This is a genomic window from Klenkia brasiliensis (genome assembly GCF_900100695.1).
GTDB lineage: Bacteria > Actinomycetota > Actinomycetes > Mycobacteriales > Geodermatophilaceae > Klenkia > Klenkia brasiliensis.
This window is the reverse complement of the sequence record NZ_FNCF01000002.1, coordinates 515,594-541,544: the sequence shown is the minus strand read 5'-3', so window position 1 is coordinate 541,544 and position 25,951 is coordinate 515,594. Positions and strand designations below refer to the sequence as shown.

The 25,951-nt window shown below is 77.1% G+C and carries 26 protein-coding genes and 3 tRNA genes; 17 read left to right on the top strand and 12 right to left on the bottom strand.

Annotated elements, in window-relative coordinates:
* Positions 1-33 precede the first annotated feature (33 nt).
* From BLT39_RS06890 to BLT39_RS06835, 12 genes are all read left to right on the top strand, one after another.
* Positions 34-618 carry a hemerythrin domain-containing protein gene (locus BLT39_RS06890; protein ID WP_091060924.1) on the top strand — a complete coding sequence of 195 codons (585 nt, stop codon included), beginning with the start codon at positions 34-36 and terminating at the stop codon, positions 616-618.
* 83 nt (positions 619-701) lie between these two features.
* Positions 702-774: transfer RNA gene (locus BLT39_RS06885), tRNA-Glu, on the top strand.
* A gap of 21 nt (positions 775-795) precedes the next feature.
* Positions 796-869 (top strand) — tRNA-Asp (locus BLT39_RS06880).
* A 29-nt stretch (positions 870-898) separates the two neighbouring features.
* Positions 899-972 (top strand) — tRNA-Phe (locus tag BLT39_RS06875).
* Between the two features lie 92 nt (positions 973-1,064).
* Positions 1,065-1,340, top strand: coding sequence for a hypothetical protein (locus BLT39_RS06870; protein ID WP_091060920.1), 276 nt, complete (start codon positions 1,065-1,067; stop codon positions 1,338-1,340).
* On the top strand, positions 1,337-2,260 hold the full coding sequence (locus tag BLT39_RS06865; RefSeq protein WP_091060918.1) for an FAD:protein FMN transferase: 924 nt from the start codon (positions 1,337-1,339) through the stop codon (positions 2,258-2,260). Before BLT39_RS06870 ends, BLT39_RS06865 begins: the two co-directional genes overlap by 4 nt.
* Positions 2,257-2,886 (top strand): ferric reductase-like transmembrane domain-containing protein, encoded by a 630-nt coding sequence (locus tag BLT39_RS06860; RefSeq protein ID WP_207507678.1) that lies wholly within the window; start codon positions 2,257-2,259, stop codon positions 2,884-2,886. The genes BLT39_RS06865 and BLT39_RS06860 overlap by 4 nt, the downstream gene beginning before the upstream one ends.
* Before the next feature lie 5 nt (positions 2,887-2,891).
* Entirely contained in the window at positions 2,892-4,079 is a 1,188-nt protein-coding gene (locus BLT39_RS06855) for an NADH-ubiquinone oxidoreductase-F iron-sulfur binding region domain-containing protein (protein WP_091060914.1), read from the top strand.
* On the top strand, positions 4,076-4,336 hold the full coding sequence (locus BLT39_RS22330; protein ID WP_165640186.1) for a ferredoxin: 261 nt from the start codon (positions 4,076-4,078) through the stop codon (positions 4,334-4,336). Before BLT39_RS06855 ends, BLT39_RS22330 begins: the two co-directional genes overlap by 4 nt.
* Before the next feature lie 5 nt (positions 4,337-4,341).
* Positions 4,342-5,097 carry a response regulator transcription factor gene (locus BLT39_RS06845; protein ID WP_091061798.1) on the top strand — a complete coding sequence of 252 codons (756 nt, stop codon included), beginning with the start codon at positions 4,342-4,344 and terminating at the stop codon, positions 5,095-5,097.
* 8 nt (positions 5,098-5,105) lie between these two features.
* Positions 5,106-6,671: a sensor histidine kinase gene (locus BLT39_RS06840; protein ID WP_091060905.1), complete on the top strand. Its 1,566-nt coding sequence runs from the start codon at positions 5,106-5,108 to the stop codon at positions 6,669-6,671.
* A gap of 55 nt (positions 6,672-6,726) precedes the next feature.
* Positions 6,727-7,113: an STAS domain-containing protein gene (locus BLT39_RS06835; protein WP_242658216.1), complete on the top strand. Its 387-nt coding sequence runs from the start codon at positions 6,727-6,729 to the stop codon at positions 7,111-7,113.
* 12 nt (positions 7,114-7,125) lie between these two features.
* Here BLT39_RS06835 and BLT39_RS06830 read toward each other — a convergent pair whose 3' ends face one another.
* Positions 7,126-7,548, bottom strand: a complete 423-nt coding sequence (locus BLT39_RS06830) for a hypothetical protein (protein ID WP_131801429.1) — start codon at positions 7,546-7,548, stop codon at positions 7,126-7,128.
* A gap of 144 nt (positions 7,549-7,692) precedes the next feature.
* Between BLT39_RS06830 and BLT39_RS06825 the strand changes: the two genes are divergently transcribed.
* Positions 7,693-9,603, top strand: coding sequence for a mannosyltransferase YkcB-related protein (locus BLT39_RS06825; RefSeq protein ID WP_091061796.1), 1,911 nt, complete (start codon positions 7,693-7,695; stop codon positions 9,601-9,603).
* On the opposite strand, the gene BLT39_RS06820 is transcribed toward BLT39_RS06825, so the two are convergent.
* A complete protein-coding gene (locus BLT39_RS06820) occupies positions 9,576-10,295 on the bottom strand; it encodes a Type 1 glutamine amidotransferase-like domain-containing protein (protein WP_207507676.1) in 720 nt (239 codons plus the stop codon). The two genes, BLT39_RS06825 and BLT39_RS06820, sit on opposite strands and share 28 nt — an antisense overlap.
* Positions 10,296-10,368: 73 nt before the next feature.
* Here BLT39_RS06820 and BLT39_RS06815 point away from each other — a divergent pair, with 73 nt between their 5' ends.
* On the top strand, positions 10,369-10,749 hold the full coding sequence (locus BLT39_RS06815) for a hypothetical protein (RefSeq protein ID WP_131801428.1): 381 nt from the start codon (positions 10,369-10,371) through the stop codon (positions 10,747-10,749).
* Positions 10,750-10,898: 149 nt separating this feature from the next.
* On the top strand, positions 10,899-12,386 hold the full coding sequence (locus BLT39_RS06810; protein WP_242658215.1) for an HNH endonuclease signature motif containing protein: 1,488 nt from the start codon (positions 10,899-10,901) through the stop codon (positions 12,384-12,386).
* Here BLT39_RS06810 and BLT39_RS06805 read toward each other — a convergent pair.
* From BLT39_RS06805 to BLT39_RS06780, 7 genes are read right to left on the bottom strand one after another with little or no spacing between them, the layout of a single operon-like run.
* Positions 12,349-12,906, bottom strand: a complete 558-nt coding sequence (locus BLT39_RS06805; protein WP_091060892.1) for a hypothetical protein — start codon at positions 12,904-12,906, stop codon at positions 12,349-12,351. The two genes, BLT39_RS06810 and BLT39_RS06805, sit on opposite strands and share 38 nt — an antisense overlap.
* Positions 12,907-12,951: 45 nt before the next feature.
* Positions 12,952-14,241 (bottom strand): glycosyltransferase, encoded by a 1,290-nt coding sequence (locus BLT39_RS06800; RefSeq protein ID WP_165640185.1) that lies wholly within the window; start codon positions 14,239-14,241, stop codon positions 12,952-12,954.
* Complete coding sequence (locus tag BLT39_RS22325) at positions 14,235-15,140, bottom strand: glycosyltransferase (RefSeq protein WP_165640184.1); 906 nt, start codon at positions 15,138-15,140, stop codon at positions 14,235-14,237. Before BLT39_RS22325 ends, BLT39_RS06800 begins: the two co-directional genes overlap by 7 nt.
* Positions 15,137-16,153 carry a glycosyltransferase gene (locus BLT39_RS06795; RefSeq protein ID WP_242658214.1) on the bottom strand — a complete coding sequence of 339 codons (1,017 nt, stop codon included), beginning with the start codon at positions 16,151-16,153 and terminating at the stop codon, positions 15,137-15,139. Before BLT39_RS06795 ends, BLT39_RS22325 begins: the two co-directional genes overlap by 4 nt.
* Positions 16,150-16,941: a glycosyltransferase family 2 protein gene (locus tag BLT39_RS06790; protein ID WP_091060883.1), complete on the bottom strand. Its 792-nt coding sequence runs from the start codon at positions 16,939-16,941 to the stop codon at positions 16,150-16,152. The genes BLT39_RS06795 and BLT39_RS06790 overlap by 4 nt, the downstream gene beginning before the upstream one ends.
* Entirely contained in the window at positions 16,938-17,909 is a 972-nt protein-coding gene (locus tag BLT39_RS06785; protein WP_091060880.1) for a glycosyltransferase, read from the bottom strand. Before BLT39_RS06785 ends, BLT39_RS06790 begins: the two co-directional genes overlap by 4 nt.
* Positions 17,910-17,925: 16 nt before the next feature.
* Positions 17,926-19,131 carry a glycosyltransferase gene (locus BLT39_RS06780; RefSeq protein WP_207507674.1) on the bottom strand — a complete coding sequence of 402 codons (1,206 nt, stop codon included), beginning with the start codon at positions 19,129-19,131 and terminating at the stop codon, positions 17,926-17,928.
* A 337-nt stretch (positions 19,132-19,468) separates the two neighbouring features.
* Between BLT39_RS06780 and BLT39_RS06775 the strand changes: the two genes are divergently transcribed.
* Both BLT39_RS06775 and BLT39_RS06770 read left to right on the top strand, forming a co-directional pair.
* Positions 19,469-21,064 carry a hypothetical protein gene (locus tag BLT39_RS06775; protein WP_091060877.1) on the top strand — a complete coding sequence of 532 codons (1,596 nt, stop codon included), beginning with the start codon at positions 19,469-19,471 and terminating at the stop codon, positions 21,062-21,064.
* 113 nt (positions 21,065-21,177) lie between these two features.
* Positions 21,178-23,439 carry a diguanylate cyclase domain-containing protein gene (locus BLT39_RS06770; protein ID WP_165640183.1) on the top strand — a complete coding sequence of 754 codons (2,262 nt, stop codon included), beginning with the start codon at positions 21,178-21,180 and terminating at the stop codon, positions 23,437-23,439.
* On the opposite strand, the gene pcaC is transcribed toward BLT39_RS06770, so the two are convergent.
* The 3 genes from pcaC to pcaB are packed head-to-tail and all read right to left on the bottom strand — an operon-like array spanning position 23,429 to position 25,932.
* Complete coding sequence (pcaC, locus tag BLT39_RS06765; RefSeq protein ID WP_091060874.1) at positions 23,429-23,836, bottom strand: 4-carboxymuconolactone decarboxylase; 408 nt, start codon at positions 23,834-23,836, stop codon at positions 23,429-23,431. The two genes, BLT39_RS06770 and pcaC, sit on opposite strands and share 11 nt — an antisense overlap.
* A complete protein-coding gene (pcaD, locus tag BLT39_RS06760; RefSeq protein ID WP_091060872.1) occupies positions 23,833-24,603 on the bottom strand; it encodes a 3-oxoadipate enol-lactonase in 771 nt (256 codons plus the stop codon). Before pcaD ends, pcaC begins: the two co-directional genes overlap by 4 nt.
* 9 nt (positions 24,604-24,612) lie before the next feature.
* On the bottom strand, positions 24,613-25,932 hold the full coding sequence (gene pcaB, locus BLT39_RS06755) for a 3-carboxy-cis,cis-muconate cycloisomerase (protein WP_091060869.1): 1,320 nt from the start codon (positions 25,930-25,932) through the stop codon (positions 24,613-24,615).
* Positions 25,933-25,951 lie beyond the last annotated feature (19 nt).

The following is a 25,951-nucleotide window of genomic DNA, read 5'->3' as shown; positions in this document are numbered from 1 at the left end:
CGCCCGGAACACCCCCGAACCGGAAGGCTCCCCGTGCTCGACGTCTGCGACCTGGTCCTCGAGGACCACCACACCATGCGGCGCCAGTTCGCCCTGCTCGACGACTGCTGGGACGACCCGCGGGCGCTGGGGATGATCTGGAAGGGCCTGGCCCGGATGCTCGACGTCCACGCCGCCTGCGAGGAGGAGGTCTTCTACCCCTACCTGCTGAAGTACGGCGACTCCGGCGACGACGACTCCACCGAGGGCGACGTCGTCGACGAGACCGACGACGCGATCGGCGACCACGACGAGATCCGCGACGCCGTCGCCGCCGCGGACAAGGAGGAGCCGGGCACCGAGGCGTGGTGGGCCGCGGTGCGCAAGGCCCGCGAGGAGAACGACGACCACCTCGCCGAGGAGGAGCACGACGCGCTGCCGGACTTCCGGCGCAACGCCTCGGTCGAGCTGCGCGCCGAGCTGGCGCTGCGCTGGCTGGACTGGCGGTACGCGCACGACTCCGGCGAGGGCATCACCTACGACAAGGACCCCGAGGAGTACATCGAGCAGTACCGCTCCTCGCCGGTCGCCGACCCCGTCGCGCACCCCGTGGACCGGTCCTCGGTGACCGCCCACTGACCCCTGCAGGCGACCCGCCGGGCCCCCCGTCACGACGGGGTCCGGCGGGCATGTATGGTTCTCCCTGCCTCCAGCGAGCACGAGCCCTCATCGTCTAGTGGTCCAGGACGCCGCCCTTTCAAGGCGGTAGCACGGGTTCGAACCCCGTTGGGGGCACGCACCACAGCAGCACAGCAAGGCCCTGTAGCGCAGTTGGTTAGCGCGCCGCCCTGTCACGGCGGAGGTCGCGGGTTCGAGTCCCGTCAGGGTCGCCGACCGATGTCCATGGATGTCGGGCTGGGGCCAGGTAGCTCAGTCGGTACGAGCGCTCGCCTGAAAAGCGAGAGGTCGGCGGTTCGACCCCGCCCCTGGCCACCCCCTTGAGTCGCACAGACTCCGCACACGATCCCCACCGGCTCCTCACCGTCGCGCCGGGCAGCGTCCTCCTCGTCACCCGAGGAGGACCCGTGGAACCCACCGATCCCCGCCGCACCGGCACCCGGCGCGTGCGGCTCGTCACCGCCGCGGTCGCCGGCGGCGCCCTGGTCGGCACCGGCGCGCTGACCGTCGCCGTGGCCCAGGCCCACCCGGCCGCCGCCGAGGACGCGGCGCCGTCCGGCGCGGTCACCACCGACGGCGGCACGACCACCGGCCCGGGCGGCGGCAGCCGGCCCGTGCCCCCCTCCAGCGGGGTCGGCAACGGCTCGGGCGGCCACGCGCACACCTCGAGCGGTTCCTCGTGACCGCCCTCCGCGACGGGGTGGCGACCGCCGACTGGACCGCCTGGACCTGCCGGGTCCGCCTCGCCGTCACCGAGCCCGCCGCCCTCGACGAGGCGCGCGCCGTCGTCGCGGCCGAGCTCGCCGCCGTCGACCGGGCGTGCAGCCGGTTCCGGCCCGACAGCGAGCTGGCCGCCGTGGACGCGGCTTCCGGCCGCTGGACGCCGGTCGGCCCGCTGCTGGCCGAGGCACTCGCCGTCGCCCTGCGCGCCGCGCGGCTCACCGACGGGGACGTCGACCCCACCGTCGGCGGCGCCCTGCTCGCCCTGGGCTACGACCGCGACCGCGACCGCGTCGACCCCGGCACCGTGCCGCCCGTGCTCGCCCCGGTCGCCGGCTGGTGGACCGTGGAGCTGGACGGCGACCGGGTGCGCACCCCGTGGGGCACCCGGCTCGACCTCGGCGCCACCGCCAAGGCGTGGACCGCCGACCGCGCCGCGGCCGCGGTCACCGCGCGCACCGGCGCCGGCGCCCTGGTCTCGATCGGCGGCGACGTCGCGGTCGCGGGCCCCGCACCGGAGGGCGGCTGGCGGATCCGGGTGGAGGACGTCACCGGCGACCCGGACGCACCCGCGCCGACCGGCTCCGCCGTCGTCTCCGTCGTGGACGGCGGGCTGGCCACCTCCGGCACCCGCGCCCGGCGCTGGCGGCGCGGCGGGGTCGAGGTGCACCACCTGGTCGACCCCCGCACCGGACAGCCCGCCCGCCCGGTCTGGCGCACCGTGAGCGTGGCGGCCGGCAGCTGCACCGACGCCAACACGGTGAGCACCGCCGCCGTCGTCCGCGGGCACGCCGCCCTGCCGTGGTTGCGGGAGCTCGGCCTGCCGGCCCGGCTGGTCACCGAGCACGGGGACGTCGTCACCACCGGGGGGTGGCCGGCGTGAGCGTGCTGTCCGACGGGGCCTTCCTCTGGTACCTCAACCGCGCGACCGGCCTGGTCTCCCTGCTGCTGATGACGCTGACGATCGTGCTCGGCGTGCTGGTGCAGCGGCAGGTGCGGCTGCCCGGCCTGCCCCGCTTCGGCGCGGTCGGGCTGCACCGCAACGTCTCCCTGGTCTCGGCGGTGCTGCTGGTCGTGCACGTGGCCAGCGCGGTCGTCGACGGCTACGTCAGCATCGGCTGGCTGGACACCGTCGTCCCCTTCGTCGCCGGGTACGAGACCTTCTGGGTCGGGCTGGGCACCCTGGCCGTCGACCTGACCGCCCTGGTCGTGGTGACCAGCCTGCTGCGCGGCCGGCTGCCCGTGCGGGTCTGGCGCGGGGTGCACTGGACGTCCTACGCGCTGTGGCCGCTGGCCTTCGTGCACGGCCTGGGCGCCGGCACCGACCTCGGCTCGGGGTGGGTCCTGGCCGGCGCGGTGGGCTGCGCGGTGGCCGTCGCGGTCGCCTCCGCCGTCGCCCTGGGCGGGCGGCTGCGTGCCCGGCCCGCCCTCGACCGCGCCCCCGCCGCGCTGGCGCGGACCCGCTCCACCCTCCCCGCCGGGCGCGTCCCGGCCTTCCGGAACAGGTGACCCCCATGAGCGCCCCACCCCTCACCCGCGGCCTGCTCGGGACCGGCGACCCGTCGCTGGCCGCGCACCTGGCCACCCACGGCCCGCTGCCGCACGACGGGGACCCGGCCGCCGTCGCCGGGGAGCTGACCGGCCGCGGCGGCGCCGGGTTCCCCACCGCCCGCAAGCTGCAGGCGGTCGCCGAGGCCGCGCGGGCCGCCCGGGTGCCGGCCGTCGTCGTCGGCAACGGCGGCGAGGGCGAACCGGCCTCGGCCAAGGACGCCACCCTGCTGGCCCGCTCACCGCACCTGGTGCTCGACGGCCTGCAGCTGGCCGCCCGCGCGGTCGGCGCCGACACCGTCGTCCTCGCCGCCGGGCACCCGCAGCTGGGCGGGCTGGACCGGGCGCTGGCCGAGCGCGGGGACCGCGGCCGGGTGCGGCTGGTCGGGCTGCCCGACCGGTTCCTGGCCGGCGAGGAGAGCGCGCTGGTGTCCGCCGTCGACGGGGGTCCGCCGCTCCCCCGCGGCAAGGTGCCCCCGGTGCGGCACCGCGGCGTGCAGGGCCGCCCCACGCTCGTGCAGAACGTGGAGACCCTCGCCCGGCTGGCCCTGCTGGCCCGCGGGGACGCCGCGGCCGGGCACACCCTGGTCACCCGGCACACCGCCGGGCGGGTGGACGTCGCGGAGGTGCCGCTGGGTGCCCGGCTGGTCAACGTGCTGCCCCTGGACCCGGGCACCCGCGCCCTGCTGGTCGGCGGGTACCACGGCAGCTGGCTGCCGACCGCGGTCGCGGCCGACCTCACGCTGGAGCGGTCCGGTCTGGCCTCGGTCGGCGCCTCGCTCGGCGCCGGCGTCCTGGCCGCGCTGCCCGCCGACCGGTGCGGCCTGCGCGAGACGGCCGCCGTGGTGGGCTACCTGGCGGCGCAGTCGGCCGGCCAGTGCGGGCCGTGCCTGAACGGCCTGCCCCGCATCGCGGCCGCCCTGGAGCTGCTGGCCCGGCCCGGACCGCGGCCCCCGGGCCTGCTGGCCGACCTGGAGCGCTGGGCCGGCCTGGTGGTCGGACGCGGGGCGTGCACGCACCCCGACGGCAGCGTGCGGCTGGTGGCCAGCGCGCTGCGGGTCTTCACCCCCGAGCTCGCCGAGCACGCCGCCGGCCGGTGCACCGCCGTCCCCGGGGTGCCCGCGTTCCTGCCCGTGCCGGGCGGTGCCCGGTGAGCGAGCGGCTACGGGTGGACCCGATCGCCTGCACCGGCCACGGCGCCTGCGCCGAGCTGCTGCCCGAGGCGGTCGCGCTGGACGAGTGGGGCTACCCGCTACTGGCCGCCGGGGAGCTGCCCCGCGAGCTGCACCGGCCGGCCCGCCGCGCCGTCGCGGCCTGCCCGGCGCGGGCCCTCCTGCTGGAGCGCACCGATGCCCGACAGCCACTTCCTGGAAGGTTCACAGGAAGCGCGCAGGGAAGGACCCCACAGTGAGCGCCATGACCGCGATCGACTCTCGCCCCGCCGGGACCGCCAATGCCTCCCGGGCCCAGCTCACCCGCCCGGACGGCAGCGCCCTGCGGGTGCTCGTCGTCGACGACGAGCGCTCGATCTGCGAGCTGCTCTCCCTGGCCCTCCGCTACGAGGGCTGGGACGTCAAGACCGCCGCCGACGGCGCCGAGGCCGTGCGCGCCGCGCGGGAGTTCCGCCCCGACGCGGTGGTCCTGGATGTCATGCTCCCCGACATGGACGGCCTGGAGGTGCTGCGCCGGCTGCGCGCGGACTCCCCGCTCGTGCCGGTCGTCTTCCTCACCGCCAAGGACGCCGTCGAGGATCGCATCGCCGGTCTCACCGCCGGTGGCGACGACTACGTCACCAAGCCCTTCTCCCTGGAGGAGGTCGCCGCCCGGCTGCGCGGCCTGCTGCGCCGCACCTCCCGCGCGGTCACCGACGACGGCCTGCTGGTCGTGGGCGACCTGACCCTGGACGAGGAGTCGCACGAGGTCACCCGCGGCGGCGACGACATCCGGCTGACCGCCACCGAGTTCGAGCTGCTGCGCTACCTGATGCGCAACCCGAAGCGGGTGCTGTCCAAGGCCCAGATCCTCGACCGCGTCTGGCAGTACGACTTCGGCGGCCAGGGCAACATCGTCGAGCTCTACATCTCCTACCTGCGCCGCAAGATCGACGCCGGCCGCACCCCGATGATCCACACGCTGCGGGGCGCCGGCTACGTGATCAAGCCCGCCGTCTGACAGGACGCATGACCGCCCGCACCGAGCCCGCAGCCCGACCCGCCCGCCGGCGGCTCTCGCTGCGGGCTCGGCTGCTGGTGGCCTTCCTCGTCCCGACCGTGCTGGTCCTGGGCGTGGTGTGCCTGGCCTCGACCCTCACCCTGCGGCACCAGCTGGTGCAGCAGGTCGACGAGGGGCTCGGCGGGGCCGGGGAGCGTGCGCTGCGCCAGGTCTACGACTACGACGACCAGCCCCCCGGTGGCGCGCCGGCCAGTGGTCAGCCACCCGTGCAGGGCCCCGAGGAGCTCGGCGGCCCGGGGCAGGGCGAGGGCACCGTCGTGGCCTACGTCGAGGGCGGGCAGGTGACCAACGCCGTCCTCGTGGACCGGGCCGGTGACTACACCGGGCTGTCCACGGCGCAGAAGGCGCTGCTGGCCGGGCTCACCGCCGACACGCGGCCCGAGACGGTCGACCTCGGCGAGGGGCTGGGCGAGTACCGGGTGGTCGCCGAGACGGTCAACGACGGCGCCGTCGTCGTCACCGGTCTGCCCCTGGAGGGGGTCAGCAAGGCACTGACCCGGCTGGTGCTGGTCGAGCTGGTCGCCGGGGTGGTCGCCGTCCTGCTCGCCGCGCTGGCCGCGGGGCTGACCATCCGGCGGCAGCTGCGGCCGCTGGACCGGGTCGCGGCCACCGCGACCCGGGTCTCGCAGCTGGAGCTGTCCACCGGTGAGGTGCAGCTGGCCGAGCGGGTGCCGCCGGCCGACACCGACAGGCGCACCGAGGTCGGCCAGGTCGGGGCCGCGCTGAACACGATGCTCGACCACGTCGAGGGCTCGCTGGCCGCCCGGCAGGCGTCGGAGACCCAGGTCCGGCAGTTCGTCGCCGACGCCAGCCACGAGCTCCGCACGCCGCTGGCCTCCATCCGCGGCTACGCCGAGCTGGTCCGCCGCCAGCACGCCGACGTCCAGCCCGAGGTGGGCCACGCGCTGCGCCGGGTGGAGTCCGAGGCGGTGCGGATGTCGGGGCTGGTGGAGGACCTGCTGCTGCTGGCCCGGCTGGACGCCGGCCGCGACCTGTCGGTCGACGAGGTGGACCTGGCCGCGCTGCTGGTCGACGCCGTCTCCGACGCCCACGTCGCCGGCCCGGACCACCGCTGGCGGGTCGACCTGCCCGACCATGGCGTGGTGGTGCCCGGGGACGGCGCCCGGCTGCACCAGGTGCTGGCGAACCTGCTGGCCAACGTCCGCACGCACACCCCGGCCGGCACCACCGCCACCGCGCGGTTGCGCACCGAGGACGGCTGGGCGGTGGTGGAGGTCGTCGACGACGGCCCGGGCATCCCGCCGCAGCTGCAGGCGCACGTGTTCGAGCGGTTCGCCCGCGGCGACTCCTCCCGCTCGCGGCAGGCCGGCTCCACGGGGCTGGGGCTGGCCATCGTGGACGCCGTGGTGACCGCCCACCACGGCACGGTGGCCGTCGCCGGCGGCCCCGGCCGGACGGCGTTCACCATCCGGTTGCCGCACGCGACGGTGGTGACGGCCGACCTCGACCCGGAGCTGGAGGCCGACGCGTCGCTGGTCGACGACGCCCGGTGATCACTTCCCGGCACGCCGAGGCGTGACCTGCGTCGTCGCCGGGTAGGGGCGCGGCGTGACGAGTCCTGGTGATCCGCCGCCCGCCCCCGCCGAGTCCGCCCCCGACGCCCCGGAGGTGCGGGTGGACCGGACCGGCCCGGACGGCGCCCGCCTCACGGTCACCGGCGAGTTCACCGCCGAGGCCCGGCGCCCGGTCATCCGCGAGGTCACCGACCTGCTGCTGGGTGCCGACCCGCCGTCACGGGTGCTGCTGGACCTGCACGGCGTCACGTTCCTCAACTCCGCCGGCCTGTCCACCGTCGTCCAGCTGCACCGCATGCTCGAGGGCCGCGGCGCAGAGCTGGAGCTGCTGGTGGGCAGCACCGTCGTGGCCCGCCCGCTGCAGCTGTCGGGCCTGTGGCACCGCTTCCACGTGCGCGACGAGCGGCCGCCCGGCAGCTGACCCCGCAGGTCGTCAGCCGGGGACCCGGGTCCTGGTGGCCAGCACCAGGGCGGCGACCCCGGCGACGACGGCGACGCTGCCCGGCACCGCCGGCAGCAGCGCCCACGGCCCGCCCCCGTCGGGGACGAATGCGTTGACCAGCAGCGCGACGACGTAGGACGTGCTCGCCAGCGACCCCAGCCGCCGGAGCCGGGCCGTGGTCGGCAGGCCCGCCATCCCGGGATCGGACGCGACGCGTTGCAGGTAGATCGCGGACACGATCGCCGTCAGGACTGCGCCCACAGCCAGCACCGTGGTCGCGGTGCTGCGGCCGACGGCGACCCGGACGACGACCGCGGCCGTGAAGCAGAGCAGAGCCGCGTACCCGACCACCAGACCCGTGCGCCGCCAGGACCTCAGGTCGGCCGCGTCCTCGGGTTGCCTGGCTGCTGGCACGTCGTCCTCCGGGTCGGTGGGTGGCCCACACGATGGGTGCTCAGCACGCCCGGCGCGACCTGGTGCACCCGGTCCGGACGGCCGCACAGCCATCACGGGGGTCCTCCCCGGCCGCTGTGCAGGTCGTGGGCGCACCGTGTGCCGGTGACCTCGCTGCTGGACGCACCGGCCGCCCCCGCCGGCACCCCCGGACCGGCGCGGCCGCGGTGGGCGCGGCCCGCCCTGGCCGCGCTGCTCGCGGCCACCGCCGTCCTCCACCTCTGGGGGCTGTCGGCCAACGGGTACGGCAACGAGTTCTACGCCGCGGCCGCGCAGGCCGGGTCGCAGAGCTGGAAGGCGTTCTTCTTCGGCTCGCTGGACGCCGGGAACTCCATCACCGTGGACAAGACCCCGGCGTCTCTGTGGGTCATGGGCCTGTCGGTGCGGCTGTTCGGGCTGAGCTCGTGGTCGCTGCTCGTGCCGCAGGCGCTGATGGGCGTGGCCACCGTGGCGCTGGTGGTGGCCGCGGTGCGCCGGACGGTCGGCCGGGCCGGACCGGCGCTGCTGGCGGGGGCGGCCATGGCGCTGACCCCGGTCGCCGTCCTGATGTTCCGGTTCGACAACCCCGACGCGCTGCTCGTGCTGCTGCTCACCGCGGCGGGGTACGCGCTGGTGCGGGCACTGGGCAGCCCGTGGGCGCTGCGCTGGGTGGTGCTGGCCGGCGCGCTGGTCGGGACGGCCTTCCTGGCCAAGATGCTGCAGGCCTTCCTGGTGCTGCCCGGCTTCGCCCTGGTGTACCTGGTGGTCGCGCCCGGGCCGGTGCGGCGGCGGCTGGGTCACCTGCTCGCCGCGGGCGCCGCGCTGCTGGTGGCCGGCGGCTGGTGGGTGGCGGTCGTGCAGCTGTGGCCGGCGGGCTCCCGGCCCTACGTCGGCGGCTCGACCGACGACTCGGTGCTGGAGCTGGCGCTGGGCTACAACGGGCTGGACCGGCTCGACGGGAGCGGCGCCGGTCCGCGCTCGGGGGACCCGGGGCTGCTGCGGATGTTCGGCGCCGACCTCGGGGGCCAGGTGGCGTGGCTGCTGCCGGCGGCGATCATCGCGCTGGTCGCCGGGCTGGTCTGGACGGCCCGCCGCCCGCGCACCGACCAGGTGCGCGCCGGCCTGCTCGTGTGGGGCAGCTGGCTGGTGGTGACCGCGCTGGTGCTCAGCCTGATGAGCGGGACGTTCCACGGCTACTACACCGTGGCGATGGCGCCCGCGGTCGCCGCGCTGGTCGGCATCGGGGCCGGGCTGGCGTGGCAGCGCGGGGCGCGGGTGGTCCTCGCGGCCACGGCCGCGGTGACCGCGGTGTGGGCGTGGGTGCTGCTCGGGCGGTCGGCGGACTTCCTGCCGTGGCTGCGCTGGGCGGTGCTCGTGCTGGGCCTGGCCGCGGCGGTCGGGTTGGTGATCGGCAGGCTGCGCCGGCTCGCCGCGGCGGTGGCGGTGGTCGCCGTCCTCGCGGGGCCGACGGCGTACGCGGTGCAGACCGTCGCGACGTCGCACACCGGGTCGATGCCGACGGCCGGGCCGACCGTGGCCGGTGGGACGTCGGCCTTCGCCGGTCCCCGCGGCGGCGGCACCCGGCCGTCGAGCGGCTCCCCGGGTGGCGTCCCCAGCGGCTCGGACGACGGCCAGTTCCCCGGCGGGCAGGCGACGACGGGCCGTGGTGACCGACCGGCCGGCGCGGGCGGGGACCGGACCGCGTCGGCGGACGTCGTCGCGCTCCTGGAGCCCGGCGCCGGGTCCTACCGGTGGGTCGCCGCCACGATCGGGTCGCAGACCGCCGCGCTGTACCAGCTGGCGACCGGGGACCCGGTGATGGCCATCGGCGGCTTCAGCGGCCGCGACCCGAGCCCGACGCTGGCGCAGTTCCAGGCCTGGGTCGCGGCCGGCGACGTGCACTGGTTCATCGGGGACGGCACCGGGCGCGGGGGCGGTGGGCCGGCCAGCCGGATCGGGCAGTGGGTGGCCGCGACCTTCACCGCGCAGACGGTGGACGGGGAGACCGTCTACGACCTGACGTCCCCGGCGTCCTGACCGCTGGGGAAGCGGCGCCACCGGCCCTCGGAGACGACGTCGACCCGGCCGTCGACCACCCGCAGCGCCGTCTGCTCGTCGATCGCGTACGCCGGGCCGCCGATGTCCGCGGCCCACTCCTCGGCGGCGGCCACGGTGTTGGTCGGGAACGCGTCCAGGTGCGGGAAGAGCGAGAAGTCCACGAGGCCGAGGGTCCGGTCGTCGGGGGCACCGGACCACTCGACGAACAGGTCGCCGATGCGCGGGGTCAGCACCATGCTGCCGGCGCTGACACCGACCCAGACGGTGTCGGTGAGCTCGGGCAGCAGGTCGGCCAGGCCGGAGGCGCGCAGCCAGTGGTGCAGGTAGGTCGCGTCGCCGCCGTCGACCAGCAGCGCGTCGGCCTCCCGGACCCAGCCGACCCAGCGGTCCCGGTCGACGGTGGGCAGGGCGGTGAGCTCCAGGAGGCCCAGCGATGCCCAGCCGAGCCCGGTCATCGAGCCCGAGGGTGGCTGCCCCGCGACGAAGGCCCGCGCCGACGCCGGACCGCACACCGGGTGGCCCCACTGCGCGGTCGGGATGCACAGCGCGCTCGCCTGCTCGACGGGCTTGCCGAGCAGGTCGACCAGGGCCTCGTGGATCGTCGGGTTGGTGATCCCGCCGGAGGTGAGCAGCAGCTTCACGGTGACCTCGTTCTCGTGGTGGACGTCCACCGGTGAGGACCGCCGTCCGGGCCGTTCCTCATCGGACCCGGCGCCCGGTGCGCAGCCGTGCCACCCTGCCGGCGTGGAGCCCCCCGTGGACGGAGCAGCGAACCGCTGGCCGGGGCCGTCGCTGTACACCCTCCTGGCCTGGGTCGAGGTCGAGCTGCTGCTCGAGTCGGGCGCCCAGGTCGACGCCGCCCACGCCGTCGTGACCGACGGCGCCGAGTCCGCGTTCGGGCCCGGGTGGGTGCAGGCGCTCGCCACTGCCGCGGCTGCGGAGGGGGTGCCCACGGACGACGGCTTCCCGCAGCTCGCCGAGCTCCGGGCCGACGAGGACCGCGCGCAGCGGGTGCTCGACCGCCTCCACGCCTGGATGCGCACCCGGGCCGGCGTCCCCGGCGCGCCACCCGCCCCCCGGGACGACCTGCGCTGGAGCGCGGCCCGGCCAGGCCAGGACGGCTGACCACTCCCCCGCTGGCGCCCGGGCGGCCGTGTGTCGCTCCTGGGCTCTCAGCGAAAACCTAATTCGACCTGCTGTTTGGTGTTGTCGCGTCGACTCCGGGGAGGTAGAATTCGAACACCTGATCGAATAGGCGGAGGGGGTGGGCGACGGTGGGAGAGCTGACCGACGGCGCGCCGTTCGACCCCTTTCCCGACTCCGGGATGTTCTCCGCGTCCCGTCCTTCCGCGGTGGCGGCGGCCTGGGCGGAACTCGACACCGAGGTCGCAGCCACCCGGGCAGCGGAGCGGGCCGCCGACCCCGCGCGTGCGGCCGCCGCCGCGGCCGACCGGGCTGCGCGGGCCGCCGACAGGGACGCGGCCAGGCAGGTGTCGATGACCGTCCCCGACGACGTCGCAGCCGTGCTCGCTGCCGCTCGGGAGGTGGTCGAGGCGGTGACGCCCCCCGGCGGTGCCGGCGTGGTCGCGCCGGCGTTGCTGGCCCGGGTGCGCGGGCTGCAGCAGCTGGCCAACGTCGTCGACACGGCGCTGGCCCACGCCGTCCGGGCCGCGGAGAACGCACAGGCCGCCGAGTTCGACGGCCAGAAGTCGCTGCGGTCCTGGATGCCCGGGCACCTGGGCGTGAGCCCGGCGACCGCGTCCCGGCTGGTCCGCGCCGGCCGCACGCTCGAGCAGCTCCCGCAGTGGGACGCCGCGGCGTCCGCTGGCCGCACCACCCCCGACCAGACCGCCGTCGTGGCCCGCGTGGCCACCCCCGCCCGGCTGGCGGCAGCGGCCGACCTCGGCGTCGACGTGCACGGGGACGACGGGCTGGACGCCACCCTCACCGCCTGCGCCACCGGTCCGCAGCCCGAGGCCCTCCCGGCGGTGGTCAAGCGCACCCTGGACTGGATCGACCCCGACGGCCCGGAGCCCGACCCCACCCGCCGGCGCGAGCTGCACCTGAGCCGCGACACCGACGGCTCGGGCGGGTCGGCGCACGGGCGCTGGGACGCGGTCGGGTTCGAGAAGGTGCTGACCGCGCTCACCGCCTACCAGCAGGCCGGCCGGACCAAGGACGACGACCGCAGCCACGCCCAGCAGATGGCCGACGCCCTGGTGCAGCTCTGCGACAACGCCCTGGCCGCCGCGACCACGCCGGTGCTGCGCGGCAACCGGGCGCACGTCGCGGTCACGATCGCCGCCGAGGACCTGCTCGACACCGACGAGGTCGCGGGCTCCGCGCGCCTGGGCTCCGGCCAGCAGGTCTCCAACACGACCGCCCGGCGGGTCGCCTGCGACTCGGTCATCACCCGGGTGCTCCTCGGCCCCGACGGCATGCCGCTGAACATCGGCCGGTCCCAGCGGCTGGTCCCGCCGCACATCCGCCGGGCCGCCGAGGCCCGCGACGGCGGGTGCGTCTTCGCCGGGTGCACCGCCCCCAGCTGGTGGTGCGATGCCCACCACGTGGACGAGTGGATCGCCGACCACGGCGAGACCAGCGTCGAGAACACCGCCCTGCTCTGCGAACGGCACCACACGAAGGTGCACCACGGCTACTCGGTGCGGTGGGACCCAGACGGACGCCGATGGCGCACCACCCGCGCCGACGGCACCGAGATCATCACCGGCTACCCGGCCGGGGCGCCGACCTGCAGCTGAGCCCGAGTCGGCCATGGCCCCACCACGTCCGGCCCAGGCGCCCGTCGCGCCGCCAGGACCGGGGTGGCGCGGCCGGGCCCCGACGATCCGGTACGTCCCCGGCCACCCGGTGGGCGAGGACGCGGTCCCCCAGCACGCCGGCGCCCACCAGGCCCGCGATGACGACCCACGGCGTCGCGGATGCCCACGACCACGGCGCGCCCGCGAGGGCGAGCCAGCAGACCAGCAGACCGCTGCCGCAGCTGACCACCACGAACGACGCCCGTTCGGCCTGCGGCGGCGCCTTCCCCGACCGGGCCAGGGCCGCCGCCGCGAGACCTGCGGCCCCGCAGAGCACGCCGGCGCAGGCTCCCAGGGGCGCGCCGAGCAGGGTTCCGTAGAAGAGGTCCGCCGCCGGCGCGAGGTCGGCGGTCAGCACACCGAGGACGCCGCCCAGCACGGCACCCCACACCGCCGCGGCGCCCAGCACGCGTCGCGCCGGAGGCCTCACCGCGGGCACCACCCGGTCGGACTGGGTCACGCGGACACCATCGAGGGCAGCGCAGCGCAGGTCAACCCGGCGCGGTCACAGCCGGGGCAGCCAGTGCGCCAGGTCGGGGTGCTGGCCGAGCGGCTCGGCGGGGACGTCGACCACCGCCTCCCCGAACAGGGTCGACATGTCGACACCCCACCGGGCGCACCGGCGCAGCGCCCGGGTCGCCGCCACCTCCACCTGCACCCCGTCGACCGACCCCGTCAGCCGGCCGACCCCGCCGGGGCGCACCCGCTCGACGAGCCCGGCCAGGCCACCCGGTGCCCAGCGCAGCGGGCCGGACAGCGCGACCTGGGTCCGGCACCGGGCCAGCACCGCGGCCGGCGGCTCCCCCGCGTGCACCCGTGGGTCGCCGTCCAGCAGGTCCGGGTCGACTCCCCACACCTGCAGGTCCAGCCCCGCCGCGAGCAGCGACCGCACGCCCAGCACGGTCGCGTCGACGTCCGACCCGGGCGACAGCCGGGCCACGACGTCGGGGTACCGCCACCAGCCGCCCACCCCGCGCGCCGCGGGGTCGGGGAGCAGCCGGGCCAGCGACCGGGTCTCGGCGTTCTTCTCCCTCCGCGCCGCCACCGGGTCGTCCCCCCGCAGGCCCCAGTCCGGGCCGTCATGCCAGGCCACCGCCCGCTCGCGGTGCGCCAGCACGGCACCGGCGGTGAACAACCGGTGCGCCAGCTCCCAGTCCTCGCCGCCGTAGCCGTCGAAGGTCTCGTCGAACCCGCCGACCTCGCGGAACAGCGCCCGCGACGTCCCCATCACCGCGCTGATCACGAACCGGTAGGACCGGTCGTCGGCGTCCAGCAGCGACCCTGCCTGCCGCAGCCAGGCCGGTTCGGTCAGCTCCTCCGGCGCCGTCCGGCCGGCGAACCACGCCCGCAGCCGCTCCGGCGTCCAGCCGGTCAGGTCCGCGTGCCGCCGCCGGCCGGTGACCAGCGCGTCGGGCAGCAGCGCGGGCAGCGCGGCCAGCTCCTCGACGTAGCCCGGCTCGGGCACCGTGTCCCCGTCGACGAACAGCAGCACGTCGCCCTCGGCGGCCCCGGCGCCGAGGTTGCGGGCGGCGGCGGCCCGGAACCCCCGGTCCTCCTGCCGCACCACCACCACGCCGGGACCCACCCCCGGCGGCTCCGGCGAGCCGTCGTCGGCCACCACCACCTGCAGCCGGGTGGCCGGGTGCGTCTGCGCGGCCAGGCCGGCCAGCACCAGGTCCAGCTGCGCCTGCGCCCGGTAGTACGGCACCACCACGCTCACCGTGGGCGGCTCCGCGGGGCGGGCGTCGGCCAGCACCGACCAGTCGTTCCCCCGGACGACGGGCGGGCTCAGCACGCCGTCGACACCCCGGCCCACACCGCCCGGTACGCCGCCACCGTCGCCACCCACGACGGGCCGACCGGCGTCCCGGGAGCCAGCCAGGTCAGCGACGGCTCCGCCAGGGCGTGCGCGAGCGCGGGGCCCAGCTCGTCGTAGAGCCACAGCGTCCCCGGCGAGCGGGCCTCGACCTCCCGCGTGTAGGCCACGTCGGGCACCAGCGGACGTCGGCCGGCGGCCAGCCACGAGCCGATCGAGCCCGACGCCGACACGTGCCGGTGCGGGGCCAGCGGCACCGACGCCGCGCGCAGCCGGGCGGGCAGCTCCTCGTCGGGCACGTAGCCGGTCACGGTCAGCGGCCCCAGCGCCGACAGCTGGTCCACCAGGTCGGCGTGGCCGTCCGACGGCCGGCCCAGCGCGGTGAGCCCGGTGCCCGGCGGCAGCGCCCGCAGCGCCTCCTCGTGGCCCTTGCCCGGGTACAGGAAGCCCAGCACCACGACCTGGCCGTCCGGAGGCGGCACCGGCCCGGGCGGCAGCGGCTGCACCGGCAGCGGCACCACCGCCGGCCGGACCGGGGAGAACCGGGCCAGCCGGGTCGCCTCGTGGTCGCTGTTGACGACCACCGCCGCCGCGGCGTCGACCACCGCCGCGTACGCCCGGGCGCGCCGCTGCTGCAGCACCGAGCCGTCGTCCGGCGGCACGTCGTGCAGGGTCACCACCACCGGCCGGCCGAGCTCGGCGACCCGGGCGGCGAAGGCGGTGGCGGACTCCTCGGCGGTGGGTCCGAACAGCCGGTCGGTGTAGTGCACGTGCACGACGTCGGGGTCGGCGGCGTCGCCGGCGGCCTCGGCGAGCTCGCGCGCGTACCGGGTCACCCCGTGCTCCGGCGGGCCGACGACCAGGTGGCCGACCCTCACGCGCGTGCGCGGTCGGCCGCCACCCGGCCGTAGACGTGGTCGTGCACCTGCCGCAGCTGGGCCTTCTGCTCGGCCCGCCAGGCCGCGTCCGCCCGCGCCGGCCAGGGCCGGGTGACGGCGACGAGCACGGCGGCGGTCAGCGACCCGGCGTCCAGGCCGCGCACCTCGTCGTTGCCGTAGAGGACGACGTCGTCCCACTGGTCGGCGTAGTGGCCGCAGGTGGGGGCCACCACCCGGGTGCCGACGTCCCGGCAGGCCTCCAGCCACCCGGAGTGCGTGCCGAACCGGTGCGGCAGCACCGACACCGTCAGCGTCTGCAGGTAGGCGGTCAGCTCCCGGTCGTCGAAGCGCGGGTGCACGACCAGCTCGTACTCCCCGGCCTCCGCGCCCTCGCGCAGACCGGGCACCCGGGCGTCGAGGTCGACGTCGTCGTGCACGTCCACCCGCAGCCGCCCGCCCCCGGACACCGCACCCGACGCCGCCGAGCGGACGACGTCCAGCGGGTCGAGCAGGTTGGTGCGCAGCGACTTCAGGTGCACCCCGACCAGCCGCGGCTCCCGCCCCACGTCGGGCAGCGGGGTCACCAGACCCGGGTGCGCCACCACGATGCAGGACCGGGAGAACCGTTCGGCGATCTCGTCGGCGGCGCCCTCGGTGAGGGTGAGCACCACCTCGGCCGCGCCCAGCAGGGCGGCCAGGTGCCGGTCGTGCCGCTCGCGGGTGGAGTGGTGCGGGTTGCGCAGGTCGTGCACGGTCACCACCAGCGCGACCCCGCTGCGGCGCACCGCCTCGGTCCAGGCCAGCACCTCGTCGGGGGTCATGTGGTCGAAGCCGAAGTGCAGGTGCACCACGTCGACCTCGTCGGCGTGCGCGGTCAGGTACGCCGGGTCCAGCCACGGGCTGGGTGCCCACGGGTCCTCCGGCGGGGGCGGCGGGCCGACCCGCACCACGCCGGCGGGCAGCACGGCGTCGAGGTACGGGTGGGCGTACGGGACGGTCGCGACGCGGATCACGCGGCCACCCAGTCCTCGCCCGAGCGCCGCACCAGGCCGCGCTCGGCGAAGGCCTCCAGCCAGCCCTGCATCGGCCACCAGCCCCAGCGGTCGGCGAAGACGCGACCGTTGACCAGCACGTCGTCCAGGTGCTCGACGGGGGGCCGGGACACCGGGTGGTGCTGGTGGAACGCCGCGGCACCGCCGACCCAGCGCAGCCCGACGCCGGCGGCGTGCGCGGTCTCGGCGAAGTCGGTGTCCTCGCCGCCGTAGCCGGCGTAGGCCTCGCAGAACCCGCCGAGGCGGGTCCAGGTCGCCGCGGTCAGCGCGAAGGACAGCGACCAGAACAGCCGGTGGTCCTCGGCGGCCAGCACCTCGCCGTCGGCCGGGACGGGCCGGGCGGGGTGCGGGTCGGCGAGGGAGGCCAGGTCGTCCAGGTCGTAGTCGGCGGCCGGCGGCAGGTAGCTCACGGGTCCCGAGTCGAGCACGCCGTCCTGGGCGACGGCTGAGTACCGGGCCACCAGCTCCGGGGCGGGGATGCAGTCGACGTCGAGGAAGACCAGGTGGCCGGCGCCCGCGGCGAGCGCAGCGGCGGCGCCGGCGTTGCGGGCGGCGGCCAGCGGCAGTCGCGGCCCGGCGGGGAGGTCGACGACCCGCGCCCGGTCCCCCACCACGGCGCGCACGCCGGCGTCGCCCATCGCGACGACCACGTGGTCGTCGGCGGGACGGGTCTGCCGGGCCAAGCCGGCCAGCTGCCGGGCGAGGTGGTCGTGCCGGCCGTGCACGACGGTGACGACCGCCGTCCTCACGTGCGCGCCACCGCCTCGATCTCCCGCGCCGCGCGCCGGGCGGCGTCCCCGGGGGACCAGCGGGCCCACCCGTCGCCGCCCAGTGCCCGGGCCTGCTCCAGCAGCCGCGGCCAGGCCGCGGTGTCCGGCCACCGGGGCAGGCCGACGGCGATGCCCGAGCGGTGCAGCGCGTCGGTGGTGCGGTGCTGCTCGCGGAAGGGGCGCTCCTGGGCGACCACCACGGCCGGACGGCGGGCCGCGGCCACCTCGGCGAGCGCGTTCTGCCCGGCGTGGGTCACCACCACCTCGGCCGAGGACAGCACCGGCCACGGGTCGGCCGACCAGTCGCCGGGGCCGCCCAGCACGGTCCAGTCCAGCCCCGGGGTGACCGCACGCAGGCCGGCGACGTCCTCGGTGGTGACCGCGCTGCCGCCCCCGCCGGCCAGCAGCACCGCGGTGCCGGGGGCCGGCTCGGCGGGCTCGCGGCCGTCGAAGCGGGACACCGCGCCCACGTGCACCACCCGGTCGCCCAGCCGGGACAGCCACGGCGGGTCGAGCACGTCCTGCGGCCAGAAGGCGAGCACCCGCTCGGCGACGGTGTAGCCGGTGGTGTGCGGGGCGTCGGTGCGGTCCCCGGGCATGGCGGTGACCACGACCGGCACGCCCATGAGCCGCAGGAAGACGCTGACCTCCACGGACACGTCGACGACGACCGCCGCGGGCCGGGCCTGCTCGACCCAGGCGGCCAGCCGCGCCATCCGCTGGCGCATGCCGTCGTGCCCGCGCGGGGCCCAGTGCAGCGCGCCGCCGGCGGTGACCTCCTCGACGGGGTGGCCGGCGTCGTCGGCGAGGGGCACCCAGTCGGCGAACGGCTCGCCCGGGGACGGCAGCGACGACAGGCCCACCACCGGGGTGCCCAGCTGCGCGGCGACCGCAGCTGCGCGGTGCAGGTGCCCGCGCCCCTGGTGGTGCACGTACCAGCCGATCACCGGGTCCCCCTCCTGCTCACGCGGTGGCCACCGCCGCGCTGACCAGCGAGCCGTAGAGCTGCTCGTACCGGTCGACCATCGTGTCCACCGAGCAGTGTGCGCGCGCCCGCTCCCGGGCCGCCGCCCGCGAGAGCTGCTCGGCCTCCGGGATGGCCGCCGCCAGCGCCGCGACGTCCCCGGCCGGCACCAGCCGGCCGCACTGCGGGGTGAGGATCTCGGGGATGCCGCCGCGGGCGAAGGCCACGACGGGGGTGCCGCAGGCCAGCGCCTCGGCGACGACCAGGCCGTAGGGCTCGTCCCAGCACGGGGTCACCAGCGCCACCGAGGCCCGGCCGACCGCGGCGGCGAGCTCGGGGTGGTCCAGGTGGCCCAGGTGGGTGACCCCGCGGCCGAGGAAGGGCGCGATGGTGCGGTCGAAGTAGCCGCGGTCGACCACCGGGCCGGCGATCTGCAGCTCGCGGCCGGCGGCCAGCGCCGCCTGCACGGCCAGGTGGGTGCCCTTCTCCGGCACGATGCGGCCCGACCAGATCAGCGGGCCGCCGCCGGGGCCGGCGACCCAGCGGTCCAGGTCCACCCCGTTGGGCACGACGCCGACGCGCTGGCCGACGGCCGGGCTGCCCTGCCACGCGGCGGCGGTGTGCCCGCTGACCGCGACCAGGTGCGCCGGGGTGGGGCCGGCGCTCTGCAGCGCGGACTCCAGCCACGGCGTGGGCGGGCAGTGCAGGGTCGACACCATCGGCACCTGCAGGGCGGGCGCCATGGCCAGCGGCAGGTAGTGCGTGGCGTGGTTGTGCACGATGTCGAAGTCCAGCGCCCGGTGGCCGGTGAGGTCCAGCATCAGCGCGAGGTAGGCGTGGTGGTCCTCGAGGAACACGTCGGGGGCCATGCTCACGTCGGCCCGGGCGGTGGCGCTGATCCGCAGCGGCCGGACCGGCAGCCGCTCCACCGACAGGTGGGGGTCCGAGCCGGGGGCGGCGAAGAGGGTGACGTCGTGCCCGCGCGCGGTCAGCGACCGGGTCAGCTGCCAGACGTGCGACTCCAGACCACCGGCGAAGGGCTCGGCGATCGGGTAGCGGCTGGAGGCGATCAGCGCGATCCGCAGCCGCCGGCCCGGGTCGGCCGCCACCGACGGGGTCGTCGCGACGGGCGGGACGGCGTGCAGCCGGGAGCGGCGGCGCCCGGCGGTGCGGGCGCGCAGGGTCGGGGCGAGGTCCTCGGGCACGGGCGAGCGACACCTCCTGGCAGCGGGGCACCTCGCGGGGTGCGCCGGCGAGGCAGGGACGACGGCCGCCCCGCTTCATGAGGCATCTCCGTGACCGGCACGCCCCCCGGAGCGCCCACGGACCACGAGGGACCGAACTCCGCGATCTTCACAGACCCCCCCTCCCCCCGCACCTCGACCTGTCGTCGAGGTGGCCGGGGTCACCCCATCCGGGGAGCGCAAGCGCGGTTTCCACCCCCCGGCCTGCGCGAACCGGACGGTGCCGTTGCGGGTCCGATAGCGTTCCGACCTGCACGGAGCGGGTCCCCGGCACCCGCCCGGCCAGGAGGAGGGGCGTGTGACCGAGCGCGGCGACGGTGGCTGGCAGACCTGGGGGAACCCCGGTGGTGGCCCCGGCGGTGCGCCCGGTGGTGCGCCCGGCGGCTGGCAGCAGGGTCCCCCGCCGCACCAGCCGGGCTGGGACGGCCGGGAGCCGACGCAGCAGTTCGGCGCCGTCCCCGCGGGCCCCCCGCCCGCTCTCCCGCAGGGCGCGTGGAACCCCGCCCAGGGCCCTGCCCCGTGGGCACCCCGGCCGGCGCCGCGCAGCCGGCGCACCCCGCTGCTGGTCGGCGGCGCGGCGCTGCTGGTCCTGCTGCTGGTCGGCGGCGGCCTGTTCCTCCTCCTGCGCGGTGACGACCTCAGCTACGCCGGCCGCGCCGTCGCCGAGCCCCAGCGGGCCATCGACGACGGCGAGGCGGCGCTGGACGCCTACGTCGCCGACCGCGGCGGGGCCAGCGGCGACGACACCGGCTGCTGGTACCGGTTCCTGTCGGCCGACACCTCCGACGTCCAGGACGACCTGGTCTGCGGGCCGGTGCTCTTCGTCGACGGCGACCCCTCGGCCACCTACCTGGAGTTCCCGCTCACCCCGTCCGGCGGCGGCGGTGACGTCACCTTCGACGTCGCGACCGAGCCCGCCGACCCCGAGCCGCAGCCGCTGGCCGACCGCGAGCTGCTCACCCGGCCCGACGGCCGCACCCCACCCGACGGCGCCGGGGACCTCACCGCCCCCGAGCCGCGCGCGGCCGACCCCGGCTTCACCGCCGACGGCCCGTTCGACGACGTGCAGCTCGAGGCGCCCGACGGCCCGGCGACGCTGTCGGGCGCATCCGCCCGGGTGACGGTCACCGGCCTGGGCACGGCCGACCGGGTGGACACCGGCGACGACGCCCGTCGGCCCGCCGACGGCGAGGTCTTCCGGGTCTTCGAGTACACCCTCGAGCGCGGCGAGGGCTACGCCGACGACGCCCCGCTGCTGTCCTACACCGTCGACGGCCGCGACGAGGTGCCCGTCGACCCCTCGCTGGTCACCCCGGGCGCCTCCGTCCAGGGCCTGCTGTCGGCCCCCGAGGACGCCGACGTCCGGCTCGTCGTCGTGGACGGCGAGAACACCCAGACGCTGTCGCTGGTCGACGGCACCCCCGGTGCGGACAACCTGCAGGTGACCACCCGGAGCAACCGCACCGCCGACCCGGTCGGCCCGCAGCAGATCCCCGGCGTGATCAGCGCGCCGGGCCGGGTGACCACGCCGTTCACGTTCACGGTGACCGTGCAGAGCGCCTCGCTGAGCTGGTTCGCCGGCACCAACGTCACGGCCCGGCCCTCGGCGCCCGACCGGGCGTTCCTGGTGATCGACACCGACCTGGTCGCCGACACCTTCAGCGCCGGCGAGGGCCCGCCGCAGTACTTCTCGCTGACCCTGCCCGACGGCACGGTGGTGCCCGCCCAGGACATCGTGGACGACCCGGCGCTGGTGGCCACCGCCTTCGACGTCCCGGCCGACTTCACCGCGGGCACGATCACCTTCGGCGGGGTCTTCACCTACCCCGACGGCGCCACGGTCGACTTCCAGCCGGGCACGCTGTCCTTCCCGGTCACCGTCCCGGCCGGCTGACGCCCCCATCCGGGTGAGGGCCCGGCCGGGACGGGTGTGCTCGCGCCCGTCCCGGCCGATGACCCCCGTGAGCGCCGTCCCGTCCCCAGCCGTGGGGACCCGGGGGGACGGCCATGTCCGGACGGGGTCCTCCGATCACCACCATCCACGACGTCCTCGCCGACGAGGCCGTGACCAGCGTCTTCCAGCCCATCGTCGACCTCGACAGCGGCGCCGTCGTCGCCTACGAGGCCCTCGCGCGGGGGCCGGAGGGCCCGCTGCGGTCCCCCGTCGAGCTCTTCGCCGCCGCCCGCGCGGCCGGTCGGCTGGCCGAGCTGGACGCCGCCTGCCGCACGGCGGCCTTCCGCGGCGCGGTCGAGCAGGGGCTGCTGGCCCCGCTGACGGTGTTCGTCAACGTCGAGCCGGAGGTGCTCGACAGCGCCCCGCTCGCCGACCTGCTGGCCATCGCGGAGTCCGCGCCCAGCCAGCTGCGGGTCGTCGTGGAGATCACCGAGCGGGCCATCGCCGCCCGCCCGGCCGAGCTCCTGCAGACCGTGCAGCGCATCCGTGAGATCGGCTGGGGCCTGGCCCTGGACGACGTCGGGGCCGACGCGATGTCGCTGGCCTTCATGCCGTTGCTGCGCCCCGACGTGGTCAAGCTCGACCTGCGGCTGGTGCAGGACCGTCCCGGCCCCGAGGTGGCCGAGGTCATGAACGCGGTCAACGCCTACGCCGAGCGCACCGGCGCGGTGGTGCTGGCCGAGGGCATCGAGACCGACGCCCACCTGGTGCAGGCCCTCGCGCTGGGCGCCACCCTCGGCCAGGGCTGGATGTTCGGCCGCCCGCAGCCCGGGCCGGCCGCGCACCTGCCGACCGGGGAGCTGCTGCTGCCGCCCGCCCCGCTGGACCCGCCGGGCACCGAGGTGTCCCCGTTCGGCTGCCTGCCGCCGGGCACCGTGCTGCGCCGCTCCCCCAAGAAGCTGCTCATCGAGCTGTCCAAGCAGCTGGAGCGGCACGCCCTGCGGCTGGGCGAGACCGCCGTCGTCGCCTCGACCTTCCAGGAGGCCCGGCACTTCACCCCGTCCACCGTGGCCCGCTACCGCGGCCTTGCCGAGCGCACCGGGTTCGTCTGCGCGCTGGGCGACGGGCTGTCGGCCGAGCCGGTGGCCGGCGTGCGCGGCGCCGAGCTGTCCGTCGCCGACGAGGTGCGCGGCGAGTGGGACGTGGCGGTCATCGCGCCGCACTTCAGCGCCGCGCTGCTGGCCCGCGACCTCGGCGACACCGGCCCCGACCTCGAGCGCACCTTCGAGTTCGCGCTGACCTACGACCGGGACACCGTCGCCCGCGCCGCGCACGCGCTGGTCGCCCGGGTGGTGCCGCGCGAGCAGCGCCGGGCCGTGCCGGTCGAGCGGACGGCGGCCGCCGCCACCGCGCCCCGGCTGCCCGAGCTCCCCGCGCTCGCCCCCGCCGCCGGCGAGGGCCTGCTGCACCGGGCGCTGGCCGCGACCACCAGCGGGGTGGTCATCGTCGACATGGACCTGCCCGACCAGCCGCTGGTCTACGTCAACCGGGCGTTCGAGGAGCTCTCGGGCTACCCGCGGGAGGAGGTGCTCGGCCGCAACTGCCGGTTCCTGCAGACCGCCGACACCGACCTGGCCGCCGTGTCCCGCATCCGCGAGGCCCTCGACGCCGGCCGGGAGTGCCGCGAGACCCTGCTCAACCACCGCGGGCCCGACCGCACGCCGTGGTGGAACGAGCTGCACCTGGCACCGGTGACCGACGCCGCCGGCCGGGTGGTGCAGTACATCGGCGTGCAGAACGACGTGACCGCGCGTGTCGAGGCCCAGCAGCGGCTGGCCCGGGAGCAGGAGCGCACCCGGCAGTACCTGGCCCGCATCGAGCAGCTGGCCTGGACCGACCCGCTGACCGGGCTGCCCAACCGGCGCCGCCTGCAGGAGCAGGTGGAGCTCGCGCTGTGGGAGGCCGACGCCGCCGGCACCGCGGTGGGCCTGCTGTTCGTCGACCTCGACGGGTTCAAAGCGGTCAACGACCGGCTCGGCCACGCCGCCGGCGACGAGCTGCTGGTCGAGATCAGCACCCGGCTGCGGTCCTCGGTGCGGCGCACCGACCTGCTGGCCCGCCTCGGCGGCGACGAGTTCCTGGTCGCGCTGCCCGGGCTGGCGATCGACACCGCGGCGGCCGAGGCCGCCCGCGTCGCGGCGACCCTGGCCACCGCGCTCGGCGAGCCCGTCGACCTGCGCGGCGAGCCGGTTCGGGTGGGCGCCAGCATCGGCTGCGCGGTCTCCCCGGACGACGGCGCCGGTTTCGAGGCCCTGCTGCACACCGCCGACCAGCGGATGTACCTGGTCAAGGGCGGCCCGCTGGTCAGCTCCTGAGCTCGGCCAGGATGGGCTTGGCGACGGCGAGGGCGTGGTTGGCGGCGGGCACCCCGGCGTAGACCGCGGTGTGCAGGCAGACCTCGGCGACCTCCTCGTCGGTCAGCCCGTTGTGCACCGCGGCCCGCACGTGCAGCGCGAACTCGTCCCAGTGCCGCAGCGACGCGGTGATCGCCAGGGTGAGCATCGAGCGGGTGCGCCGGTCCAGGCCGGGGCGCTGCCACAGGTCGCCCCAGGCCACCCGGGTGATGAAGTCCTGGAAGTCGGCCGTCAGCGGGGTCACCCCGGCGACGGCCCGGTCGACGTGGGCGTCGCCGAGCACCTCCCGCCGGGTGCGCATGCCGGCCTCGCGCCGGGCCTCGTCGGTGGTGGGCCCGTCCGGGCCCGGGTGGGTCATCGGATGCCTCCCAGGTGGGCCAGCAGCGCGGCGGTGACGTGCTCGGCCTGCTCGACGTTGGCGATGTGCGCGGCCGGGGACAGCGTCAGCAGCGCCGCGCCCGTGATGCCGGCCGCGATGGCCTCCTGGTGCTCGGGCGGCAGCGCCGGGTCGTCGGCCCCGCTGACCACCAGGGTGGGCGCGGTGACCGCGTCGAGCTGGTCGCGCAGGTCCAGCGCGCCGACCGCGGCGCAGCAGCTGGCGTAGCCCTCGTCGTCGCAGTCGGCGATGCCCTGCCGCATCCGGGCGACGACGTCGGGGTGCTCGGCGGCCCAGCCGGGGGTGAACCAGCGGCCGACCACCGCGTCGGCCAGCGAGCCGGTGCCCTGGCTGCGGGCGGTGGCCGCCCGATCGGTCCAGGCGTCGGGGTTGCCGGGGTGGGCCGAGGTGCACAGCACGGCCAGCCGGTCGACCCGCTCCGGGTCGCGGGCGGCCAGCCGCAGCCCGGTCATGCCGCCGATGGACAGGCCCACCACGTGCGCGCGGGCGACGTGCAGGCGGTCCAGCAGCGCGAGGACGTCGTCGGCCAGGTCGTCGACGGTCGAGTCCCCCTGCGGGGACGGCGACCGGCCGTGGCCCCGGGTGTCGTAGCGGACCACCCGGAACCGCTCGGCGAGCGCGGGCACCTGCGGGTCCCACATCTCCAGCGTCGTCCCGAGGGAGTTGGACAGCAGGACGACGGGGGCGTCCTCGGGTCCCTCCACCACGGCGTGCACGTCGATGGGCAACGGGGCTCCTCAGCTCTCGGCGATCGTGTGGGCGGCCAGGGCGGCGTCGACCTGCGCGCCGGCCTGGCCGGTGTCCGGGGCGGCACCGGCCAGCAGCGCGTCGACGTCGACGTCGGTGCGCCCGGCGACGACGTCGGCCAGCGACCGGCCCTCCCGGGCAGCCTGCCGCACGGCGTCGGCGGCCGCGTCGTGGGCGGGGCCGCGGCCCAGGGACGGCGTGAGCGCGTCGGCCAGCGCCCCGGCCAGCTGCGCGCCGCCCGCCGCCTCGACGACGGCGGCCATCCGGGCGGTGTCGAACCGGAGCCCGCCCAGGCAGTCGGCCAGCCAGGCCGCGGCCGACCCGGTGGTGGCCAGCAGCGCCGACAGGGTGGGCCACTCGCTGTGCCAGGCCCCGGCGGAGCGCTCGTGCTCCTGCTCCATGGCGGCGAACAGCGTGCCGACCAGGCCGGGGGCGCGGCGGGCGCAGGCCCGGGCGGAGATCGCCGCGACCGGGTTGCGCTTGTGCGGCATGGCGCTGGACCCGCCGCGGCCCTCGCCGGACTCGGCGACCTCGGCGACCTCGGTCTGGGCCAGCAGGACGACGTCCAGCGCCACGGTGGCCACCACGCCCGCGGCGGCGCCCAGGGCCCCGGCCAGGTCGGCGACGGGGAGCCGCACGGTGAACCAGGGGACGGCGGTGGTGGTCAGCCCCAGCTCGTCGGCGAGCGCGGCCCGGACGTCGGTCCCCGAGCCGTCGGTGGCGGCCAGCGTGCCGACCGCGCCGCCGTACTGCACCGGCAACGACGCGTCGACGGCGGCCAGGCGGGCGCGGGCGCCGTCCAGGCCGGCCAGCCAGGCGGCGGCCCGGAACCCGGCGGTGGTGGGCAGCGCCTGCTGCAGCAGCGTGCGGCCGATCGCGACGTCGTCGCGGTGGTCGGCGGCCAGCCGGGCGGAGGCCGCGGCCGCGGCGGCCAGGTCGGCGTCGATCGCGGCGACCGCCCGGCGGGCCAGCAGCACCATCGCGGTGTCCACGACGTCCTGGCTGGTGGCGCCGACGTGCACCGCGCCGGCGGCGTGCGGGCCCACCGCATCGGTGAGCACCCGCACCAGCGGCGGCACCGGGTTGCCGGCGTCGGCCGCGCGGGCGACGACCGCGGCGACGTCCAGCGCCCCGGGCGTGCCGGCCACCCGGGTGACCTCGGCGGCGGCGGTCTCGCTGACCAGGCCGCAGCGGGCGGCGGCCCGGGCCAGCGCGGCCTCGACGTCGAGCATCGCCTGCAGCCAGGCGTCGTCGGAGACCGCCGCGGCGGCACCCCCGCGGGCGAAGGTGCCGTCCCAGAGCCCGCTCATGCGGTCATCCTCACAGGGG

What these genes read in the sequence shown, in the direction of transcription:
- BLT39_RS06855 (WP_091060914.1), top strand. Translation starts at nt 2,892, where the DNA reads ATGAGCGCCCCACCCCTCACCCGCGGCCTGCTCGGGACCGGCGACCCG.
- BLT39_RS06845 (WP_091061798.1), top strand. Translation starts at nt 4,342, where the DNA reads ATGACCGCGATCGACTCTCGCCCCGCCGGGACCGCCAATGCCTCCCGG.
- BLT39_RS06840 (WP_091060905.1), top strand. Translation starts at nt 5,106, where the DNA reads ATGACCGCCCGCACCGAGCCCGCAGCCCGACCCGCCCGCCGGCGGCTC.
- BLT39_RS06770 (WP_165640183.1), top strand. Translation starts at nt 21,178, where the DNA reads ATGTCCGGACGGGGTCCTCCGATCACCACCATCCACGACGTCCTCGCC.
- pcaC (WP_091060874.1), bottom strand. Translation starts at nt 23,836, where the DNA reads ATGACCCACCCGGGCCCGGACGGGCCCACCACCGACGAGGCCCGGCGC.
- pcaB (WP_091060869.1), bottom strand. Translation starts at nt 25,932, where the DNA reads ATGAGCGGGCTCTGGGACGGCACCTTCGCCCGCGGGGGTGCCGCCGCG.